The following is a 19,428-nucleotide window of genomic DNA, read 5'->3' on the forward strand; positions in this document are numbered from 1 at the left end:
CGGTACAGGCCGGGCTATCCCGGACCGGGTCCGGCGAAGACGGCGAGCGCCCACGCCGCGACCAGGAGACCGGGTCCGTGCGGCACCGTGGGATGCCGTGGTCCGCCCACCGCGAGCGCCACGCTCAGTAGCGCCGCGGCGACGGCGCCGAGCACGACCGACGGCCAGCCCGTCGCGGCGAGGACCGCTCCCAGGCTGCCCGCCAGCTTCACGTCGCCGGCGCCGAGCGAGCGCGGCGACAGCGCGTGGACGAGCGCGTGCGCCCCGCCGAAGACCAGCGCGCCGAGCACGGCCCGCCACGCGATGGCCGCGCCTCCCCCGTGCGCGGCGATCGCGAGGGCCGCGGCCAGCGCCGGATACGCGGGCAAGGTCAGGACGTCGGGCAGGCGGCGGTACTTCAGGTCGGCGAGCGCCAGCGGGACGGCGAAGACGGTCAGCACGGCCGGGACCGCGAGCCACCACGACGGCCAGGCGCCGGACTGGTGCCTGAGCCAGACGGCGACGAGCACCGCCGCCGTGATGGCCGCCGCCCACGCCGTGACCGGCGCTCCCGCCCGGCGGAGGCAGGAGCGCGCGGCGAGCGCCGATCCGGCGCCCGCCACCGCGAAGGCGATCGGCGTGAACACAAGATCAAGAGTGCGCCGGTCGCGCTCGGTGCGGCAAGGATTTCTTTTCGTGACAGGGACTTTCACGCACTTTCGGCAGGTCGGGCGGGGGTGCGGAAGTCGTGAATGGACCGTTCACGTCTGGGCTCGCGGGGCTGAAGTGGAGGGACCGGGCGCGCGGCGCTGGGAACTGGAGGGAGCCGGGCGCGCAGCGGCGGCGCCTAAAGGATCGAGGCCTCCCTTGAGGGGCAAGGCAAAAGGGCACGTTGCGAAAGCCACTTTCGCAACGTTGAAGGTTGCGAAAGTGGCTTTCGCAACGGCCACGCAGGCGGGAAGGGCGCGAAGGAGGCCTTCGCTACGCCACCGATATGGCTTCGGCGAGTCCCAAGGGCCCAGGCACGTCGCGAAAGCCACTTTCGCGACGTCTGACGTCCCGAAAGTGGCTTTCGCGACATCAGACGTCGGGCCCGAAACTCATCCCAATCCGCACCGCGTCCGGCACCGAAGGCCTGTCATGACACCGGGATCAGGGGTTCATCCGCAGCAGCGGGAGACCCGAGGGCGTGCGGATCTCCAGCGCCTTGATTTCCCCGGTGCGCATCGCGGTACCGACCACGATGTGCGCGGTGTCCTTCGGCATCGCGCGCCAGGACGCCAGCTCGCTGGTGCCGCCGTCGGCGCCGACGGCGACCAGGATGTAGTCCCCGGCGCGGTTGCCGCCGTAACTGCAGGTCATGTCGACCTTCGTGCCGGTCTCCGTGGCCGACATGGCGACTTCGGCGGTCACCGGGTAGTCGCCGAGCGGGGTCATCGGGTCGCCCGCCGCCGCGACCGGCCCGGTCAGGACGACCGCGAGCGCCACGCAGGCGGCGACGGCCGCACCGGCGGTCGTGGTGGTGATCGCCCGTTGGATCCGCCTTCCCCGGCGGACCCGTTTGAGCACGGTCGGCAACAGCTCCGGCGAGGGCTCCTCCTGCAGCGCCGGTGCACCGGCCTGGGCGAGCAGCCCGGGGATCCCGGCCAGGTCGCGCACGGATTCCGCGCACCGGTCACAGACGCGCAGGTGCTTCTCGTAGGCGGACCGGTCTTCCGGGGACAACGCCCCGAGCACGTAGGCCGCGTCGTAGGTGGCGAAGGGGTCGGTCATTGAGTCACCCCTCTTTCCTCCAATATCAGTCGCAGCGCCCGCAACGCGTAGTGCGTCCGCGACTTGATCGTCCCTTCGGCCACACCCAGCCGTTTCGCGGCGTCGGCGACGGAGTAACCCTGGAAATAGCACAGGACGAGGACGTCCCGATGTCTCGGCGACAGCTCGGCGAGGGCTTCGGCGACCAGCCAGCCCTGGACGGCCCGTTCGGTGCCGTCGGTGACCGCCGTTTCGGGCGGCCGGCCGGTCACCACCTCGGGATGGGCCTCGGAGGCGCGCCAGTCGTCGATGGCGATCCGTCTCGCCACGGTGAACAGCCAGCCCCGCGCCGACCCTTCGGACTGGTCGAGCACCTTGGCGTTGCGCCAGGCCCGCAGCAGTGTCTCCTGGACGACGTCCTCCGCGCGGACCCGGTCGCCGCTGGTGAGGTGCAGCGCGTAGGACCAGAGTGCCGCCGCGTGCTCGTCGTGCAAAGCCCGCATCAGCCGGTCCTCCGCGAATTCCTTCACCGATCCGTGCTTTCCCGGTTCAGGAGCAGCGGGAGCGCGAAGACCACGCAGGCCACTTCGGTGATCAGGCCCCACAGCTCGGCCTGGGTGGTGAAGCGCTCCGTGACGCCGAAGAACCCCGTGGTCAGCGAGAGCACGTACGCGCCCAGCGTCGCCAAGCCGAAGCCGATCGCCGCGAGCGCGGGCAGCCAGTGGTGCCAGACCAGGACCGCGACCGCGATGACCACGCCCGCCACCACGTTCACCAGGAAGAGCGGGCCGACCACGTCCGTTTCGGAGGCCCAGTCCTGCCATACGACGTAATGCACCCATGCCGAGCCGAGCAGGCCCGCCGCGACGACCGCCCGCAACAACCACCGGATCATGTCCGTATCTCTTTCCGCGTGTTCGGTTCCCCTATGCCCTTGAACACGGAAAAAGCGGCCTCCCGGTTCAATCCGGCACCCGATGGCCGCCGAAATTGAACCGGATGGCCGCCTGGACCGTGTGTATGGGCATGACTGCCGAACTCCACTCCCGCCGCACCGTCCTGACCACCGGGGCCGCCGTCGCCGGCGCGGCCGTCGGGGCCGTGGCCCTCACGGCCTGCGGAAGCGACAGCGACACTCCGCCCGGCTCGACCGCCGCTCCGCCCGCCGCGGCGCCGGGCGAGACCCTGACCGCGCTCTCCGAGATCGAGGTCGGGAAGTCGAAGGCCGCGAAGACCGCCGACGGCAAGGACGTCATCGTCACCAGGACCGCCGAAGGCACGGCGGCCGCGTTCAGCGCCATCTGCACGCACCAGGGGTGCGCGGTCGTGCCCGAGGGCGCGGAGCTGAAATGTCCCTGCCACAACTCGATCTTCGACGCCGCCACCGGCGCGGTCAAAAAGGGACCGGCGGACCAGCCGCTGCCCTCGATCGCGGTCAAGGTCACGAACGGCCAGGTCGTCACGGCCTGAGAACCGCACAAAGGGTCCCTTTAGGACGGGATTCCCGTCCTAAAGGGACCCTTTCGGCAAGCTTTCAGCTGTCCCAGGTGAAGATAGGGTCGCCGGCCTCGACGTCGCCGCCGCTGAGCAGTCCGGAAAGGACTTCCGCCTTCGCGTCGAGCGCCACGACCGGCACGATCGGCGAGTAGCCCGCGGCCTTGACCGCGTCGGGATCCCAGCCGACCACCGGCTGCCCGGCGCGGACGGCCTCGCCCTTGACGACGTGGAGGGTGAACCCCTCGCCCTTCTGCTTCACCGTGTCGATCCCCAGGTGGACCAGCACGCCGCGGCCGTCCTCTGTGGCCACCACGAAAGCGTGCGGGTGCAGGGTGACGACCGTCCCGTCCACCGGGGCGACCGCATCCTGACGCCCGCCCGAGGGCAGGACCGCGATGCCGGGGCCGACCATCGCCTGCGCGAAGACCGGGTCGGGCACTTCGGTCATGGCGGTCGTCTTACCGCTCACCGGGCTGAGGATTTCGAGACTCACAGCAGATCCTCGATCTCACTGGCGATGTTGTCGGCCTCGGGGCCCACGATGACCTGGACACCGGCCCCCATGCGCACGACGCCCATCGCGCCGGCGGCCTTCAGCGCCGCTTCGTCGAGCAGGCTCATGTCTTCGAGCTCACAGCGGAGCCGGGTGATGCACCCCTCGACCTCGATGACGTTCTCGGCACCGCCGAGCCCCGCGAGGATCTTTTCCGCCCTGTCATCCGCCATCGCGGTCTCCCTGTTCCCTGTCGGTTTCCCACATGCGAACCAGCTGTACTACGCCGTTCGCCGACTCGCACGTGATCCCTGGCCACGAACGCGTAACGGTGGTTGACACCCGCTCGTGCGACGGAGCATCCTGCCCCATCGGATCATTGGTCTAGACCGGAACGTACCAATCTTCCGGACCAGATGCGAGTACGGGTTCCCCGACCGACCGCCCCGAAAGGACGGTGAACGTCATGAGCGCTTCGGCGCAGCTGCCGCCGTCCGACCGTGTGATCAACGGACCGACGCCCAAGCACGCCCAGCTGCGGGAGATTCTGCGCCGCACGGTGGAGCGTGAGCTACCCCCCGGCTCACCGATCCCCTCGGAACGTGACCTCGCCGAGACCTACCAGGTGTCGAGGCTCACGGTCCGCTCGGCGATCGGCAAGCTGGTCGAAGAAGGGCTCTTGTCGCGAGTGCGCGGCAAGGGGACGTTCACCGCCGCGAGGCGGATGGAACTGCAGCTCTACCTGATGTCCTTCACCGAGGACATGCGCCGTCGCGGGATGACGCCGACCACGGAGGTCGTCAAGACCGCCACCGAGGTCCCGCCCGCCCCCTCGGCGCACGCGCTCGGCCTGGCCGCCGGGACCCCGGCGCACCGCATCGTCCGGCTCCGCCGCGCCGACGGGGTGCCGCTGGCGGTCGAACGCGGCTGGTATCACGCCGGCCGGATGCCCGGTCTGCTCGACCTCGATCTCACCCGATCGTTGTACGTCCAACTCGCCCAGTCGTACGACCTGCGCCCGGACCACGCGTGGCAGACGGTCTGGGCCGAATCCGCGGACCGCGAAACGGCACGCCTGCTCGGCATGCGCGCCGGCAGTCCGCTCCTTGTCTTCCGCCGGGTCTCCAGCGTCAACGGGGAACCGATCGAAGACATGACTTCCTGGTACCGGGGCGATCACTACCAGGTCACCATGCAGCTGGATCGGAACACCCCGGATTCCGGTCATCATCCTCACTACGGAGGTACCCGATGAGCTCCACCACCGCGGAGGGGGCGAAGGGCAAGGGCAAGGGACTGGCCGGGCTTCAGCGCTTCGGCCGCAGCCTCATGCTCCCCATCGCCGCCCTGCCCGCCGCCGCGCTCCTGAACAGGTTCGGTCAGCCCGACCTGCTCGGCAAGGACGGCCTCGGCTGGGACAAGGTCGCCGAAGTCCTCGGCGCGGCAGGCAACTCGCTGTTCAACTGGCTGCCGCTCCTGTTCGCGGTGGGTATCGCCGTCGGGTTCGCCCGGAAGAGCGACGGCGCGACCGCGCTGGCCGCCGTGGTCGGCTTCTTCGTGTTCACCAGCGTCCTTCAGGTGTTCACGCCGTTCTCCGAGCTGCCGGGCTGGAACCCCGAGAAGCCCGCCGGCCTGATGCTCAACCCGATGAAGTGGTCCTACAGCGTGCTGGCCGGTGTGATCGTCGGCCTCGTCACCGCCTTGCTGTGGCAGAAGTTCTACCGCATCAAGCTGCCGCCGTACCTGGCCTTCTTCGGCGGCCGCCGGTTCGTGCCGATCGTCACCGCCGTGACGCTGATGCTCCTCGCGGTGCCCTTCGGCCTGGTCTTCCACTGGGTCAACGAAGGCATCCAGGCCGCGGGCGAGGCGGTCACCGGGGCCCCGGTCGTCGGTGGCGGTATCTACGGTGTGCTGAACCGGTTGCTGATCCCGGTCGGTCTGCACCAGCTGCTGAACGTCCCGGTGTGGTTCATCTTCGACGGTGGTGACCTCACCAAGTTCTTCGAGGGCGACCCCACCCGCGGCGCCTTCATGACCGGGTTCTTCCCGATCTTCATGTTCGCCATCCCCGCCGCGGCGCTGGCGATCTGGCAGAGCGCGAAGCCCAGCCAGAAGAAGATCGTCGGCGGCGTGATGATCGCCGGCGCGCTGACCTCGTTCCTGACCGGTATCACCGAGCCCATCGAGTTCTCGTTCATGTTCGTCGCGTGGCCGCTGTACCTGATCCACGCGCTCCTGACCGGTACGTCGATGGCACTGGTGAACGCGCTCGACATCCACCTCGGGTTCGGCTTCTCCGCCGGTGCGATCGACTTCGCGCTCAACAGCGGTCTCCCGGCGGCGAGCGGCAACGTCTGGCTGCTCATCCCGATCGGTCTCGCCTACGCGGTCATCTACTACGTGATCTTCCGTTTCGTGATCAAGAAGTGGAACCTGCGGACCCCCGGCCGCGAGGACGACGCCATCGAGGCGGATCTCGAAGCCACCGCGGCGAAGCCCGTCAAGTAGTTTCAGCTCAGTAGCACCAAGGCACGAAAGGGAAAGAACATGCCGGAGAAACGCGTCACCGTGGCCAGCAAGGTGGGCCTGCACGCCAGGCCCGCGGCGACGGTCGCCAAGGCGGCCGCGGCGCAGCCCGTCGCGGTGCACATCGCCAAGGCGGGCGGTGACCCGGTCGCGGCCGGCAGCGTGCTGAACCTGATGACGCTCGCCGCCGGTTTCGGCGACGAGGTCATCATCAGTGCCGAGGGTGAGGGGGCCGAGGCGGCCGTCGACGCCATCGCCGAGCTGGTGGCGACCGACCTCGACGCCTGATCCCGACCTGGCGGTCCGTGGTGAACCCGCGACCGCGATCGACGTCGGCAGGGCGCCACCTGATCATCCACGTCACGGATGTGGACGAGGCGCCCTGCCACCGCGATAGCGGGGCCTTCGGCCGGGGCGGGTCCACGCGTACGGTCGCCTGAGAGGTAGATCTCCAGCTCCGCCCCCGACCTCTGCGAAGCCCGGGCCGCCCCGACCGGCCCGGGCTTCGTAGGGTGTGGGGCATGGAAAGCGTGCGCAGGATCGAACAGTGGCCGGTGGACAACGCCGCCACGGCCGTGGTGACCGCCGCCGGTGACGTGCTGGGCACGCACGGCGACACGACGAAGGTGTACCGGCTCGCGTCGGTGACCAAGCCGCTCACCGCCTACGCCGCGTTGATCGCCATCGAAGAGGGCGTCGTCGAACTCGACACCCCCGCCGGACCGGAGGGCTCCACGATCCGGCATCTGCTCGCGCACACCTCGGGTCTCGCCTTCAACGAGCACAAGCCGATGGCCGCGCCGGGCAACCGGCGCCTGTACTCCAACGCGGGCTTCGAGCAGCTCGCCGACGCGCTCACCGAGCACTCCGGCATCCCCTTCGCCGACTATCAGGCGGAGGCGCTTTTCCAGCCGCTGGGCATGAAGGCGACCAAGCTGACCGGCTCCCCCGCTTCGGGCGCAGAGTCCACTGTGGACGACCTGGTCGCGTTCGCCGCCGAACTGCAGGCACCGAAGCTCATCGCCGCCCAAACGGTGCGCGAGGCGACCTCCGTGGTCTTCCCCGGGCTTTCCGGTGTCCTGCCGGGCTTCGGCCACCAGAAGCCGAACGACTGGGGGCTCGGGTTCGAGATCCGCGGCGAGAAGAGTCCACATTGGACCGGGTCGGCGAGCTCGCCGCGGACCTTCGGCCATTTCGGGCAGTCCGGCACGTTCCTCTGGGTCGATCCCGACGCCGGCGCCGCCTGCGTCGCGCTCACCGACCGCGCCTTCGGCCCGTGGGCGGCCGAGGTGTGGCCGCCCTACACCGACGCCGTACTGGCCGAGCTGGGGTCGTGAGCGGTTCGGCTTCCCTGGAACTCGCCCGCCCCGCCGCTCATGTCGCGAAAGCCACTTTCGCGACGTCTGATGTCCCGAAAGTGGCTTTCGCGACATCCCGCCACGCGCGAACTCACTCCATGACGCGGATGGGCGAACCCGCCTGGAAGGCCGCGATGTCCTCGACCGCGTCGCGGTAGAAGATCTCGTAGGCCTCCCGGGTGACGTAACCGATGTGCGGGGTGAGCACGACGTTGTCCAGCGTCCGCAGCGGATGCTCCGAAGGCAGCGGCTCGACGTCGTACACGTCCAGCGCGGCGACCGCGATCTCCTTGCGGCGCAACGCGTCCACCAGCGCGGCCTCGTCCACGATCGGTCCGCGCGAGGTGTTGACCAGCATCGCCGTCGGTTTCATGGCGGCGAGTTCGGGCGCGCCGACCAGCCCGCGGCTGCGGCGGCTGAGCACCAGGTGGATCGACAGCACGTCCGCGCGGGCGAACAGTTCGTCCTTCGACACCGCCGTCACCCCGTGGGGATCGGCCTTCTCCTGCGTCAGGTTCTGGCTCCAGGCGATGGTCTCCATGCCGAACGCCTGGCCGATCTTGGCCGCGCCGGCGCCGAGCCTGCCGAGTCCGAGCAGCCCGAGGGTCTTGCCGGACAGGATCGTGCCGACGGTGGTCTGCCAGCCGCCCTCACGCATGTTCCGTGACTCCACCGGCACGTTCCGCGCGGCGGCGAGGATCAGCGCCCAGGTGTGCTCGGCCGCCGGGGCCGCGATGTACCCGGTGGAACAGACGACCACCCCGTTGCGCCGGGCGGCGGCCACGTCGATCGCGGCGTTGCGGTGGCCGGTGCTCACCAGCAGCTTGAGCGCGGGCAGCCGGTCGAGGACCTCGGCGGGGAAGCGGGTGCGCTCGCGCATCGCGACCACGACGTCGAAATCCCGGAGGCGGCCCACCACGTCGGCGGGGTCCGCGAACGGCTTCGTGAACACCTCGATGTCGGCGCCGAGGGAACCCCAGTCCCCGAAACCGAGGGCCACTTCCTGGTAGTCGTCGAGAATCGCGATCTTCATGCTCCCCAGGCTAGAGTCGGCGCCGAAGCCATGCCTGGGGAGGCCACCGTGATCCTGGAGTTCCGCACCTACCGATTGAAGCCGGGGACCAGCGAAGAATTCCTCCGGGTAATGACCAAAGAGTCCATCCCCCTGCTGGAGCGGGCGGGGTTGCGGGTCGTCGACTTCGGACGCTCGCTGGTCGCCGAGGACGGTCACGAAGAGGCGTACCTGATCCGCGCGTTCGGATCTCTCGAAGAACACGAACGGCAGGAACGCGAGTTCTATGGCAGCGAGGCCTGGCTGACGGGCCCGCGCGAGGCGATCGTCTCGCGGATCGAGAGCTACCACACGATCGTCATCGAGACCACCGAAGAGGCGGTCAAGGCACTTGACCGACGATGACCGGGAACGAGGAGCAGGGATGCACGACGGCGAGATCCTGGCCTGGACCGAGACCGAACGGCTGAGCTTCGCGGATCTGCTGGAGAGTCTCGCCGAGCGGGACTGGTCGGCGAAGACCCTGTGTACGGAGTGGACGGTCCACGCGATGGCGGGCCACCTCGCGCAGACCACCAGGAACCGGCTCAAGGACACCCTCGCCGGCATCGTGAAGGCCAGGGGGAATTGGGACCGGATGAACACCGATCAGGCCATCGCCTACGCCGCGCGGTACACCCCGGCCGAACTCGTCGCCCAGATCCGCGAGGACGCCGGATCGGCCCGCCGCTCGCCCGGCGCCAAACCGGTCGACCCGCTCGCTGACGTCCTCATCCACGGCCAGGATGTCGCCCGCCCGCTCGGCATCGATCGCCCGATGCCGGAGAAGCCGGCGATCGCGGCACTGGAGCACATTCTCGTCAGCCCGTTCTGGGGCGCCAGGAAACGCTGCCGGGACCTCAGGCTGATCGCCAGCGACTCCGGCTGGTCCGGCGGAGCGGGCACCGAAGAGGTCCGGGGCCCGCTCGCCGACCTGCTCCTGGCGGTGAGCGGGCGCGGCGCCGGGCTGGCCACGCTCACCGGCCCGGGCGCCGCGCTGCTCGGCGCCCGCTGAGGGCTACCAGCGCGGGACGAACACGTCGACGCGCACCAGGTGGTGGTCCGAAGCGTCGTTGAGCCGGGCCAGCGGTGAATCGGGCAGCGGCCAGAAGACCTCGGCGCGCCAGGGGAACAGGCCCTTCGACGGCAGGACGTAGTCGATCCGCAGGTTCCCGGGCGCGTTGTCGTTGAAGTCGCCGGTGTCGAAGTACGGGTCGCCCTTCTGGCCGATGTTGGCGCCGGCCTGGTCCTGCGCGGCCCGCACGCCTCCTTCGCTGCCCGGCCGGGTTTCGATGACGCGCGGGGCGTTCAGCAGGCGCGAGATGGCGCCGGGGACGCTGTCGCCGTCGAGCGGGTCGGAGTTCTGGTCGCCGGCGATGACGAACTTCTCGTGCGCGCCCAGGCCGCCGCGGCGGCCACTGTCGTCGCGGATGTAGCGGCCCTTGCCCGGGGTCACGTAGTCCGCCCAGAAGCGGATCTCGTCGTGGTTGCGGGTGCCGTTGCGGTCCTCGGGGCCGTCGAAGGTCGGCGGAGTCGGATGCGAGGCCAGGAAGTGCACGGTCGAGCGGCCGACGCGGATCGGAACGTCCCAATGGGACTTCGACGACAGGCGCAGCACGTCGAGCACCTGCGGTGAGTACCAGTCGTTCGGCGCCGCGGTGGCCGGGTCGTCCGGGAGCAGCGCGCCCGGCATGTCCTTCCAGAGGAACTTCTGAAAAGTCCGCGCGTTCTTGGTGTCGATCGGATACTTGGACAGCACGAGCATGCCGTACTGGCCCTCGAAGAGGCCGAAACCGTGCGCGTCGTTGCCGCCGCCGACCTGGCCGTTGCGGTCGAGGTCGAAACCGGTCGCGACGCCGGTGTTCGACGGCGCGGTGAACGCGTACGGATAGTCGATCGGCGCCGCGCCGTTCTGGCCGCGCGCGAGGTAGTTCTCGCGGAACAGGTCCGCGGCGCGGTTGCCGGGCACGTAGTCGAACTCGTTGATCAGCAGCACGTCGGGCCGGTTGCGCTGGATCACCTCGGCGACCTCGTTCGCCTGCGCGTTGCCCGGCTGCGACAGGTCGGTCACCAGCTGCCCGGCGGCTCCGCGGTTGAGCGAAGCGTTGAACGTCGCGAAGCGGATGTTCTGCCCGACGGTGGCTTCCGCCGGTGTGGCGGCCAGCAGCGTCCCGGCCAGCATGGCGCCCGATGTGAGCACGGCGGCGATGCGTTTCACGGTCTTACCTCCCAGAGTCCGGTGCGACCTTACGCACTCCGCGCGGCCGTACGGGTGAGCTTCAGGTGAACAGCGTCTCTTGAACGCGTTCAAAATCTGGGCTACGGTCCTTCTTGAACACGTTCAAAAGGAGGTCCCCATGCAACCCGTAGTCGTGGCCTACGCGCTCTACCTGGCCATCGCCGTTCCATTGACCGTGCTGGTCGCCCGCACGCTGAGCAGGCACGGCAAGACGTTCCTGGAAGACGTCTTCCAGGACAAACAAGCGCTGGCGCATTCGGTCAACCAACTGCTCGTCGTCGGCTTCTACCTGGTCAGCCTTGGTTTCGTGACCCTGTTCCTGACCAGCGACGACACCGTCCTCGACGCGCGCGACGTCTTCGAGATGCTGTCGGTCAAGGTCGGCACCGTGGCGCTCGTGCTCGGCGTGATGCACGTCGGGAACGTGCTGGTGTTCAACGGGATCCGGCGCAAGCACCTCAACCACGCCGCCGCGCGGCCCGCACCGGTGCCGCCGCCCTACCCCGGCTACCCGGCGCCCGCTCCACACCCCGCGCCCTGACCGGATACCGTGCAGTGGTGGCGAAGAGTGAGGAAACCAAGTCACTGATCGTGGCGACCGCGTTGCGGTTGTTCGCCGAGAACGGCTACGACCGCACGACCATGCGGGCCATCGCCGCCGAAGCGGGCGTGTCGGTCGGGAACGCCTACTACTACTTCGCCTCCAAAGACCAGCTGATCCAAGGTTTCTACGACGAGATCGCCAACGCGCACCTGACCACCGCGCGCGAGACGATCGCAGGTGAGCGGGACTTCAGCGCCCGGCTCAGGACCGTCCTGCTCACCTGGCTCGACGTCGCAGAGCCGTACCACCGCTTCGGCACCCAGCTCTTCGTCAACGCCGCCGACCCGGACTCACCGCTGAGCCCGTTCAGCGAGGAGTCCTCGCCAGCCCGGGACGCCTCCGTCGGCCTGATGCGCGACGTCATCGCCGACTCCGACGTCAAACTCGACCCGGACCTGCGGGACGACCTGCCCGATCTGCTGTGGCTGTACCAGATGGGGGTCGTGCTGTTCTGGGTCCACGACCGGTCCGCCGGGCAGAAACGCAGCCGGATCCTGGTGGAACGGACGGTCCCGCTGATCGCGCGGCTGGTGGGGCTTTCGCGGCTGCGGGTGCTGAGGCCGGTGAGCCGGGAGATCGTTTCGCTGATCCGGGACCTCTCGAAGCGGGACGACGGCTGAGTGGCGGGTCACTGAAGCGAACGCGGGCCGTGGAGGACTCCCGGACGATTCGAGCGCGTGAAGGCCCCCTTCCCTCGGCTGAGCCGAGGGAAGGGGGCCTTCACGCGGGCCACATCAAGGTTCCCGGACGGTCCGGAAGTACAGGAACCGCGGCTCGGTCCGCAGTTTCGCGTACCACTTCGGGTCCGATTCGGCGATCGTCTCGACCGGCATCGGTTCGACCAGCCGGTCGACGGCGAAACCGGCGTCCCGTACCGCGTCGAACGTCCAGCTCAGCGGCCGCCGGTAGAACCGGACCTTCTGCCCCGGCGGGAACTCGTCCTCCAGCAGTTCGAGCTGGAAGTAGTTCCGCTTCTCGAACCAGCGCCAGTCCTCACCGGGATGGTGCACCGAGAACACCAGGAGCCCGCCCGGTTTGAGCACCCGCCGGAACTCCGCCAGCGCCGGCGCCCAGTCCTTCAGGTAGTGCAGCACCAGTGAGGCCGTGACGACGTCGATCGAGCCGTCCTCGAGGAACGGCATCGGCCGCGAGACGTCCGCGGTCTCGAAGCGAGCGACCTCCCCGAACTTCTCCCTGGCCACGGCGACCATGCCCTCGCTGGCGTCGACGCCGAGGACGTCCGCGCCCTTGGCGGCGAGCAGGGCGCTGAGGTGTCCTGCGGCGCTGCCGACGTCCAGCACCCGTTTGCCCGCCACGTCTCCGGCCAGTTCCACGATGGCGGGCCGGTCGTAGTGGGCGTTGGTGCTGCTGGTTTCGGCGTGCGCCGCGTAGAGCCGCGCGAAGCCGTCGTACTGGGCGGCGCGCGCCCGTTCGATGATCGCGTCGACGACCTCGGATTTGGCGTCGGCGTACTGCTGGATGTACTTCCAGGTGCGCGACGCCAGTTCGCGTTTCCTGTCCTCGTAGAGCTTCCGCTCGTCCTCGTGCGCGATCAGGCGGTCACGGAAGAGCCGGTAGCGCTCGGTCTGGCCGTTGTCCGGCGAGTAGACGTGCAGGTTGATGTTGGTGTCCGGGCCTTTGAAGCAGCGGTGCTTCTCCCACTCCGGCTCACGGATGACGAGTTTGTAGCCCTCGGCCTCCAGCTGCGGCACGTAGGCGTCCTCGTCGTCCGAATCGTCGACGATCAGCATGATGTCGATGATCGGTTTCGCGCAGAGCCCCGGCACCGACGTGGAACCGACGTGTTCCAGGACCAGCGCGCGCTCCCCCAGGATCCCCCTGATGCGCTTCGCTTCCCGGTCGAACAGCTCGGGCCACTCCGGGTCGTATTCGGCCAGCGTGACGGTGGAATTCAGTACCGGAGGCTGATCGACCCACGAGTTGTTGATGTCTTCTTCGGTGTAGTCGTCTCGATCGGGTTTAGGCATCGACCCCTTGATCCTTCCTCGGCGCTCTTCGCGTGTTCTGCGCGTTTGAGGAGGGACTGCGCGGGGAGGCCGTCCGACCGCCGCGACGCCCCTCTCGAGGCAGTCGGCCAGATTATCGAACCCGGGCGATCTTGTCAGCCGATCGGCAGAGAAAGGATGCCGCCGGTCGCCTCGCGCAGCGCGTCCCGCATCTCGGCCCGCGGCGCCGGTTGTCCGGTGAAGTACTCGGACTGCCCGAAGGCCTGATGCAGCAACATGTCCAGACCGGTCGCGAGCCGCCCTCCCCGCTCCGCGACCGCTTCGGCGAGCGCGGTCGGCCAAGGGTGGTAGATGACGTCGAGGACGCAGCCGATCCGGGACAGCTCCGCCAACTGCGGCCGGACGGCGTCCGGGGGCACGGTGTTCACCAGTACCGCCGAATCGGCCGCGAGTTTCCCGAAGTCGGCGTCCGCCCAGCGGAGGACCTCGGCGTCGAGCCCGGCCCGCTGAGCCGCCTCGACCGTTTCCGCCGCCCGTGCGGGATCCCGCACGACGAGCCGCACCGTTGGCACGCCGAGCGACGCCAGCCCGACGACGGCCGCGGCGGCGGTCCCACCCGCGCCGAGAACGACGGCGGCGTCGTCCGCACCGGGCGAGTACTCCCCCGCGATCCGCAGCGCCTCGGTGACCCCGTCGACGTCGGTGCAGTCGGCGAGCCAGCCGGTTTCCCGGCGCACCAGCGTGTTCGCCGCGCCGACGGCCGCCGCGCGCGGCGTGACCTCGTCGGCGTGCTCCAGCGCGGCCCGTTTCCCTGGCATGGTCACCGAAAGGCCGGTCCACTCCGGACCGAGGCCGTCGACGAACGCGGGCAGCCCGGGACCGTCCATCTCGACCCGCTCGTAGGTCCAGCCGTCCAGCCCCAGCGCGCGGAAGGCGGCGCCGTGCAGCACGGGCGAGAGCGAGTGTTCGACCGGTTTCCCGAGTACCGCGGCCTTCCGGCTAGATGACACCTCGCCTCACCGCGTCGTCTCGGTTCTTCCGGTGGTCGTCGAAGTTCACCGCGAAGCAGGAAAGCCCGTTCTTCTCGCACTTGACGAAGAACAGCCACTCGCCGGCCGCCGGCTTCAACGCGGCCTGGATCGCCTCCGCGCTCACGACCGCGATCGGTGTCGGGGTCAGGCCGACCGACTTGTAGGTGTTGTAGGCGCCCGCTTTTTCCCGTTCTTCGGGTTTGGTGAGCAGGGTCGGCCGGTCGAGGACGTAGTTGACCGTCGAGTCCATCTCGAGCCGCATCTTCTTGTCGATCCGGTTGTAGATGACCCGCGAGATCTTCCCGAAGTCGGCCTTCACCGCCTCGCGTTCGATGATCGACGCGATGACGAGCGTCTCGTAGGGGGTCTTGCCCTCCCCCTTCGACTGATCGCTCAGCCCGGCGTTCAGGATGCGCTCCGCCGAGGTCTTGACGACGAACGTCAGCAGCTCTTCGGCACTCCAGCCGGGCTTGATGTTGTAGATGCCCGCGGCGATCAGCCCTTCGAGCCGCCGGTCCTTGTGCTCGGCGTTCGTGGCGGCCTCGACGGCCCACGACGGAACGCCCAGCTTCGCCAGATCCGCGGTCTCGATCGTCTTGCGCAGTTCCTCGACCGGGATACAGGTGCTCTTGCCGTTCAGGTCGGCGCAGGAAGCCTTGGACAGCAACGAATACACCCCCGGTGTCACCTTGCCGTCTGGCTGGGTGATGTCGTGGAACTGGGTGTACGGCCGGATCTCGACCTGGCCGACCTTCGTCGCGGGAGCGAGCATCTTCTCGACCGCGCTGGCACCGGACATCTTCGTCTTCATGACGTAGTAGCCCTGCTGGAGCTTCGAGACGGCGGCGTTGTCCTCGCCCGCCTTCACGAACGCCTTGCCGCTGGCGACCACTCCGGCCGCTTGGAGCCGGTTGCCGATCGCCGACGTCGAGTCGCCCTTTTCCACCTGGACGAGGACGTCGCTCTCGCCGGCGCCTTCGTAGTCGTCGTACCCGAAGATCTCGGTGAAGCCGTAGTAGGCGCCACCGGCGAGCAGGACGAGCACGGTCACCGCGGCGATCCAGCCCAGCGCGCGTTTCTTCTTTCGCTTCTTGGGCGGCGGCCCTTGACGTTCCGGGCGCTCGTCCTCGATGCGTTCGGGCTCGGCCCGGTCTTCGTCCTCGAACTCGTCGTAATCCTCGTAGTCGTCGTACTCGTCATAGTCGTCGTACGCGTCGTCGCCGAAGATCTCGTTGTATTCCTCTTCGCTGCCCTCGGGCGGCGAACCGGGTTTCGCGCCGGGACGCCGGGCGATGGGCGCCTCCTGGATCGCGGGGAGGATGTCGGTCGGCCGCTCGTCCGGGAGCGGGCCGTCGTCCTCGCGGCGCCTGCGGCGGCCGGGGCGGGGTGCCTCGTCCTGGGCGTAGGCGGGCATGCCGAGACCCCGGTCACCCGGCTGGGCGGACCGCCGCTGCGGCGCGGGAGGTGGTGGCGGGGCCGCGGGTTCCGGGGCTCGCCTAGGTGCGGCCGGACGCGGCGGCTCGTCGGCGGCGCGCCGGGCACGCGGCGGCGGCTCTTCCGGCGACCGGCGGGCACGCGGCGGCTCCTCCGCCGGACGCCGGACGGGCGGCGCCTCGAGCGGTTCCCGCCGGACGGGCCGTCGTCCCGTCGGCTGGGGTTCGGGCCGTCGACGCGGCGGTGCCGGTGGCGGGCTGGCCTCCTCAGGCTCCCGCAACCGTCGTCTACCGCCCTGACGGCGCTCGGGCCGGCCGTGGGGCTCGGTCATGTATCGCCCTTCCGTGCGCGATGTGCCGCTACCGCGTCGATCCACGCCTGCAGGATCTCGACCGCGGCCGCCTGATCGACGACGGCACGTTGCTTACGTCCCTTCACCCCACGCTGCGACAGCATCCTGGATGCCGTCACCGTGGTCAACCGCTCGTCGGCCAGTCGCACCGGCACCGGAGCGATCCTGGCGGCGACCTTTTCGGCATAGTCCAGCGCCGCTTCGGCCGCCGGGCCATGACGGTCCTTGAGCGTCCTCGGCAAGCCGACGACGACCTCGACCACGTCGTGTTCCGTGACGAGTCCGACGAGCAGGTCGACGTCCTTGTCGCCCGCCGCGTCGCGAGTGAGGGTAACGAGAGGGCTCGCGAGGATGGGGTCGGGATCGCTCAACGCGACCCCGACCCGGACGGATCCGACATCCACGCCAAGCCGCCTGCCACGCCCCGGATCGGACTCCCCTGGCCGATCCGGGCGCCGCTGGGGGGCGTCGTCAGCCAACTTGGGCGACCGCCGCGCGCAGGGAGGCGATGGCCTGCTCGGCCCCGGCCGGGTTGGTGCCCCCGCCCTGCGCCATGTCCGGCTTGCCGCCGCCACGGCCGCCGATCGCCTCGGCGAACGACGGGACCAGCTTGCCCGCCGCGATGCCCTTCTCCTGGGCCGCTTTCGTGGTGGCGACGACAAAGGCGACCTTCTCGCCCTGCGGGGCGAACAGCGCGACGATGCCGGGACGGTTGCCGAGCCTGCCGCGGATGTCCGAAGCCAGCGCGCGCAGGCCGTTCGAGTCGACGCCCTCGCCGAGCTTCTCCGCGACGACCGCGACGCCGCCGATGTCCTCGGCCTTGTCCGCGAGCGAGCCCGCCGAACCGAGCACCTGCTGGGTGCGCAGCTGCTCGATCTCCTTCTCGGCGTTCTTGAGCCGGGTGAGCACGTCGTCGATGCGCGACGGCAGCTGCTCCGACGGCACCTTGAAGGTGTTCGCGAGCTGCGAGACGAGCAGCTGCTCCTTGCGGACGTACTTGAGCGCGTCCGTGCCGACGAGCGCCTCGACGCGGTGCACGCCGGAACCGATGGACGAGTCGCCCACCAGCTTCACCAGGCCGAGCTGGCCGATGCGGTCGACGTGGGTGCCACCGCAGAGTTCGCGGGAGTACTCGCCCATGTCGACGACGCGGACGTCGTTGCCGTACTTCTCGCCGAACAGCGCGACCGCGCCCAGTTCGAGGGCCTTGTCCTTCGTGGTGACGAAGGTGTTCACCTCGACGTTGGTCTGGAGGTAGTCGTTGACCTCCTCCTCGACCTCGGTCAGCACGTCGGCCGACACGCCGCCGGAGGTGGTGAAGTCGAAGCGCATCCGGCCCGGCGAGTTCAGCGAACCGGCCTGCGCCGCACGCTTGCCGTACGCGCCGCGCACGGCGGCGTGCACCAGGTGCGTCGCGGAGTGCGACCGCTCGATCGACAGGCGGCGGTGCTGGTCGACCGAACCGGTCAGCGTGCCGCCGATGCCGACCTCGCCCTCGGTCACCTCGACGCGGTGCACGAACAGGCCCGGCACGATCTTCTGCACGTCGTGGACCTTGAGCTCCACGCCGTCGCCGAGCAGCACGCCGGTGTCGGCGACCTGGCCACCGCTCTCGGCGTAGAACGGCGTGCGGTCCAGGACCAGCTCCGCCTTCTTGCCCGCGCCGACACTGCGCACCGGGACGCCGTCCTCCAGCAGCGCGACGACCTTCGCCTCGGCCTGCAGGTCGGTGTAGCCGAGGAACTCGGTCTCGCCGTTCTGCTCCAGCACCTTGCGGTACTCGGACAGGTCGCCGTGGCCGGTCTTGCGCGACGCCGCGTCGGCCTTCGCCCGCTGCCGCTGCTCGTTCATGAGCGTGCGGAAGCCCTCTTCGTCGACGGTCAGGCCCTGCTCGGACGCCATCTCCAGGGTCAGGTCGATCGGGAAGCCGTAGGTGTCGTGCAGCTGGAACGCCTTGTCCCCGGCCAGCAGCGAGCCGCCGGCGCGCTTGGTCTCCTCGGCCGCGAGGTCGAAGATGCGCGAGCCGCTGGTGAGCGTGGAGAGGAAGGCCTCCTCCTCGACGCGCACGACGTCCTCGATGCGGTCGAAGCCGGAGACCAGCTCGGGGTACGTCGGGCCCATGGTGTCGCGGACGACCGCGGCGAAGGCGGGCAGCACCGGCTCGTGCACGCCGAGCAGGCGCGCGGAGCGGATGATGCGGCGCAGCAGGCGGCGCAGCACGTAGCCGCGGCCGTCGTTGCCCGGGGTGACGCCGTCACCGATGAGCAGGACGCCGGTGCGGGCGTGGTCGGCGATGACGCGGAAGCGGACGTCGTCGGTGTGGTCGGAGCCGTAGCGGCGGCCGGAGAACTCCTCGGCGCGGCCGATCACCGGGCGGACGAGGTCGGTCTCGTAGACGTTCTCGACGCCCTGCAGGATCGTCGCGACGCGCTCGACACCCATGCCGGTGTCGATGTTCTTCTTCGGCAGCTCACCGATCGGCTTGTGGCCGTGCTTCGGGCTCTTGTCGCCCCGCACGTCCTGCATGAAGACGAGGTTCCAGATCTCGATGTAGCGGTCCTCGTCGGCGACCGGGCCGCCCTCGCGGCCGTAGTCCGGGCCGCGGTCGTAGTAGATCTCCGAGCACGGGCCGCCGGGACCGGGCACGCCCATGTCCCAGTAGTTGTCCTTGCCGTCACGGGACTGGATGCGCTCGCCGGGCAGGCCGGTGAGCTTCTTCCACAGGCCCGCGGCCTCGGAGTCGTCCTCGTAGACGGTCGCCCAGATACGGTTCGGGTCGAGGCCGTAGCCGCCGTCGCTCTGGGGCGTGGTGATCAGCTCCCAGGCCGCCTCGATGGCGCCTTCCTTGAAGTAGTCGCCGAAGGAGAAGTTCCCGGCCATCTGGAAGAAGGTGTTGTGCCGGGTGGTCTTGCCGACCTCGTCGATGTCCGGCGTGCGGACGCATTTCTGGACGCTGGTCGCGCGCGGGTACGGCGGCGGGGCCTCGCCGAGGAAGTACGGCTTGAACTGGACCATGCCGGCGTTGACGAACAGCAGGTTCGGGTCGTCGAGGATCAGCGGCGCGCTGGGGACGCGCGTATGTCCCTTGTTCTCGAAATGGCTCAGAAAACGCTGGGTGATTTCGTGTGTTTCCACGGGATCGTCC

21 protein-coding genes and 1 pseudogene are annotated in these 19,428 nt (G+C 69.4%); 9 read left to right on the forward strand and 13 right to left on the reverse strand.

All coding sequences use genetic code 11. The features are described from left to right. Positions 1-14: 14 nt before the first annotated feature. From H4W30_RS26235 to H4W30_RS26250, 4 genes are all read right to left on the reverse strand, one after another. Complete coding sequence (locus H4W30_RS26235; protein WP_192745277.1) at positions 15-626, reverse strand: prepilin peptidase; 612 nt, start codon at positions 624-626, stop codon at positions 15-17. 505 nt (positions 627-1,131) lie between these two features. Further along, positions 1,132-1,752 (reverse strand): anti-sigma factor family protein, encoded by a 621-nt coding sequence (locus tag H4W30_RS26240; protein ID WP_192745278.1) that lies wholly within the window; start codon positions 1,750-1,752, stop codon positions 1,132-1,134. Then, on the reverse strand, positions 1,749-2,261 hold the full coding sequence (locus H4W30_RS26245; RefSeq protein WP_192745279.1) for a sigma-70 family RNA polymerase sigma factor: 513 nt from the start codon (positions 2,259-2,261) through the stop codon (positions 1,749-1,751). Before H4W30_RS26245 ends, H4W30_RS26240 begins: the two co-directional genes overlap by 4 nt. Beyond that, positions 2,258-2,626: a hypothetical protein gene (locus H4W30_RS26250; protein WP_192745280.1), complete on the reverse strand. Its 369-nt coding sequence runs from the start codon at positions 2,624-2,626 to the stop codon at positions 2,258-2,260. Before H4W30_RS26250 ends, H4W30_RS26245 begins: the two co-directional genes overlap by 4 nt. Positions 2,627-2,757: 131 nt before the next feature. Here H4W30_RS26250 and H4W30_RS26255 point away from each other — a divergent pair, with 131 nt between their 5' ends. Further along, positions 2,758-3,201 carry a Rieske (2Fe-2S) protein gene (locus H4W30_RS26255; protein WP_192745281.1) on the forward strand — a complete coding sequence of 148 codons (444 nt, stop codon included), beginning with the start codon at positions 2,758-2,760 and terminating at the stop codon, positions 3,199-3,201. A gap of 64 nt (positions 3,202-3,265) precedes the next feature. On the opposite strand, the gene H4W30_RS26260 is transcribed toward H4W30_RS26255, so the two are convergent. Next, on the reverse strand, positions 3,266-3,721 hold the full coding sequence (locus H4W30_RS26260) for a PTS sugar transporter subunit IIA (RefSeq protein ID WP_126731696.1): 456 nt from the start codon (positions 3,719-3,721) through the stop codon (positions 3,266-3,268). Further along, a pseudogene (locus tag H4W30_RS26265) lies at positions 3,718-3,963 on the reverse strand (glucose PTS transporter subunit EIIB); the annotation flags it as partial. The pseudogene H4W30_RS26265 and the gene H4W30_RS26260, both read right to left, overlap by 4 nt. Positions 3,964-4,187: 224 nt before the next feature. On the opposite strand from H4W30_RS26265, the gene H4W30_RS26270 reads away from it, so the two are divergent. From H4W30_RS26270 to H4W30_RS26285, 4 genes are all read left to right on the forward strand, one after another. Beyond that, on the forward strand, positions 4,188-4,976 hold the full coding sequence (locus tag H4W30_RS26270) for a GntR family transcriptional regulator (RefSeq protein ID WP_192745282.1): 789 nt from the start codon (positions 4,188-4,190) through the stop codon (positions 4,974-4,976). Continuing rightward, positions 4,973-6,229 carry a PTS transporter subunit EIIC gene (locus H4W30_RS26275; RefSeq protein WP_192745283.1) on the forward strand — a complete coding sequence of 419 codons (1,257 nt, stop codon included), beginning with the start codon at positions 4,973-4,975 and terminating at the stop codon, positions 6,227-6,229. Before H4W30_RS26270 ends, H4W30_RS26275 begins: the two co-directional genes overlap by 4 nt. A 39-nt stretch (positions 6,230-6,268) precedes the next feature. Then, positions 6,269-6,535 (forward strand): HPr family phosphocarrier protein, encoded by a 267-nt coding sequence (locus H4W30_RS26280; RefSeq protein WP_034318300.1) that lies wholly within the window; start codon positions 6,269-6,271, stop codon positions 6,533-6,535. Between the two features lie 233 nt (positions 6,536-6,768). After that, entirely contained in the window at positions 6,769-7,584 is an 816-nt protein-coding gene (locus H4W30_RS26285) for a serine hydrolase domain-containing protein (RefSeq protein ID WP_192745284.1), read from the forward strand. Positions 7,585-7,696: 112 nt separating this feature from the next. Here the strand turns inward: H4W30_RS26285 and H4W30_RS26290 are convergent, their stop codons facing one another. Beyond that, positions 7,697-8,638, reverse strand: a complete 942-nt coding sequence (locus H4W30_RS26290) for a D-2-hydroxyacid dehydrogenase family protein (protein WP_192745285.1) — start codon at positions 8,636-8,638, stop codon at positions 7,697-7,699. A gap of 48 nt (positions 8,639-8,686) precedes the next feature. Here H4W30_RS26290 and H4W30_RS26295 point away from each other — a divergent pair, with 48 nt between their 5' ends. Together H4W30_RS26295 and H4W30_RS26300 are read left to right on the forward strand one after the other, a co-directional pair. Further along, positions 8,687-9,022, forward strand: a complete 336-nt coding sequence (locus H4W30_RS26295) for an NIPSNAP family protein (RefSeq protein ID WP_192745286.1) — start codon at positions 8,687-8,689, stop codon at positions 9,020-9,022. Positions 9,023-9,041: 19 nt separating this feature from the next. Next, positions 9,042-9,671 (forward strand): maleylpyruvate isomerase family mycothiol-dependent enzyme, encoded by a 630-nt coding sequence (locus H4W30_RS26300; protein WP_192745287.1) that lies wholly within the window; start codon positions 9,042-9,044, stop codon positions 9,669-9,671. Between the two features lie 3 nt (positions 9,672-9,674). Here H4W30_RS26300 and H4W30_RS26305 read toward each other — a convergent pair whose 3' ends face one another. Continuing rightward, the gene (locus tag H4W30_RS26305) at positions 9,675-10,874 is read right to left on the reverse strand and encodes an endonuclease/exonuclease/phosphatase family protein (RefSeq protein WP_192745288.1); all 1,200 of its coding nucleotides are present in this window, start codon (positions 10,872-10,874) and stop codon (positions 9,675-9,677) included. A 139-nt stretch (positions 10,875-11,013) separates the two neighbouring features. On the opposite strand from H4W30_RS26305, the gene H4W30_RS26310 reads away from it, so the two are divergent. Beyond that, on the forward strand, positions 11,014-11,436 hold the full coding sequence (locus H4W30_RS26310; RefSeq protein WP_126731685.1) for a hypothetical protein: 423 nt from the start codon (positions 11,014-11,016) through the stop codon (positions 11,434-11,436). Between the two features lie 17 nt (positions 11,437-11,453). Then, on the forward strand, positions 11,454-12,119 hold the full coding sequence (locus H4W30_RS26315; protein WP_192745289.1) for a TetR/AcrR family transcriptional regulator: 666 nt from the start codon (positions 11,454-11,456) through the stop codon (positions 12,117-12,119). 114 nt (positions 12,120-12,233) lie between these two features. Here H4W30_RS26315 and H4W30_RS26320 read toward each other — a convergent pair whose 3' ends face one another. The 5 genes from H4W30_RS26320 to alaS form a co-directional block, all read right to left on the reverse strand. Then, positions 12,234-13,487, reverse strand: coding sequence for a GrpB family protein (locus tag H4W30_RS26320; RefSeq protein WP_192745290.1), 1,254 nt, complete (start codon positions 13,485-13,487; stop codon positions 12,234-12,236). Positions 13,488-13,621: 134 nt separating this feature from the next. Further along, positions 13,622-14,476: a shikimate dehydrogenase gene (locus H4W30_RS26325; RefSeq protein ID WP_192745291.1), complete on the reverse strand. Its 855-nt coding sequence runs from the start codon at positions 14,474-14,476 to the stop codon at positions 13,622-13,624. Next, complete coding sequence (mltG, locus tag H4W30_RS26330) at positions 14,466-15,911, reverse strand: endolytic transglycosylase MltG (protein ID WP_192746828.1); 1,446 nt, start codon at positions 15,909-15,911, stop codon at positions 14,466-14,468. The genes H4W30_RS26325 and mltG overlap by 11 nt, the downstream gene beginning before the upstream one ends. Before the next feature lie 347 nt (positions 15,912-16,258). Further along, entirely contained in the window at positions 16,259-16,762 is a 504-nt protein-coding gene (ruvX, locus tag H4W30_RS26335; protein ID WP_034318271.1) for a Holliday junction resolvase RuvX, read from the reverse strand. Next, positions 16,755-19,418 (reverse strand): alanine--tRNA ligase, encoded by a 2,664-nt coding sequence (alaS, locus tag H4W30_RS26340; RefSeq protein ID WP_192745292.1) that lies wholly within the window; start codon positions 19,416-19,418, stop codon positions 16,755-16,757. The genes ruvX and alaS overlap by 8 nt, the downstream gene beginning before the upstream one ends. Positions 19,419-19,428: the final 10 nt, after the last annotated feature.

It is taken from the genome of Amycolatopsis roodepoortensis, assembly GCF_014873915.1.
In the GTDB taxonomy this organism is placed as follows: domain Bacteria; phylum Actinomycetota; class Actinomycetes; order Mycobacteriales; family Pseudonocardiaceae; genus Amycolatopsis; species Amycolatopsis roodepoortensis.

Bases quoted from the DNA above. Each gene is read 5' to 3' on its own strand.
- H4W30_RS26240 (WP_192745278.1), bottom strand. From the start codon at position 1,752: ATGACCGACCCCTTCGCCACCTACGACGCGGCCTACGTGCTCGGGGCG.
- H4W30_RS26250 (WP_192745280.1), bottom strand. From the start codon at position 2,626: ATGATCCGGTGGTTGTTGCGGGCGGTCGTCGCGGCGGGCCTGCTCGGC.
- H4W30_RS26255 (WP_192745281.1), top strand. From the start codon at position 2,758: ATGACTGCCGAACTCCACTCCCGCCGCACCGTCCTGACCACCGGGGCC.
- H4W30_RS26270 (WP_192745282.1), top strand. From the start codon at position 4,188: ATGAGCGCTTCGGCGCAGCTGCCGCCGTCCGACCGTGTGATCAACGGA.
- H4W30_RS26275 (WP_192745283.1), top strand. From the start codon at position 4,973: ATGAGCTCCACCACCGCGGAGGGGGCGAAGGGCAAGGGCAAGGGACTG.
- H4W30_RS26280 (WP_034318300.1), top strand. From the start codon at position 6,269: ATGCCGGAGAAACGCGTCACCGTGGCCAGCAAGGTGGGCCTGCACGCC.
- H4W30_RS26285 (WP_192745284.1), top strand. From the start codon at position 6,769: ATGGAAAGCGTGCGCAGGATCGAACAGTGGCCGGTGGACAACGCCGCC.
- H4W30_RS26290 (WP_192745285.1), bottom strand. From the start codon at position 8,638: ATGAAGATCGCGATTCTCGACGACTACCAGGAAGTGGCCCTCGGTTTC.
- H4W30_RS26300 (WP_192745287.1), top strand. From the start codon at position 9,042: ATGCACGACGGCGAGATCCTGGCCTGGACCGAGACCGAACGGCTGAGC.
- H4W30_RS26310 (WP_126731685.1), top strand. From the start codon at position 11,014: ATGCAACCCGTAGTCGTGGCCTACGCGCTCTACCTGGCCATCGCCGTT.
- H4W30_RS26320 (WP_192745290.1), bottom strand. From the start codon at position 13,487: ATGCCTAAACCCGATCGAGACGACTACACCGAAGAAGACATCAACAAC.
- mltG (WP_192746828.1), bottom strand. From the start codon at position 15,911: ATGCCCGCCTACGCCCAGGACGAGGCACCCCGCCCCGGCCGCCGCAGG.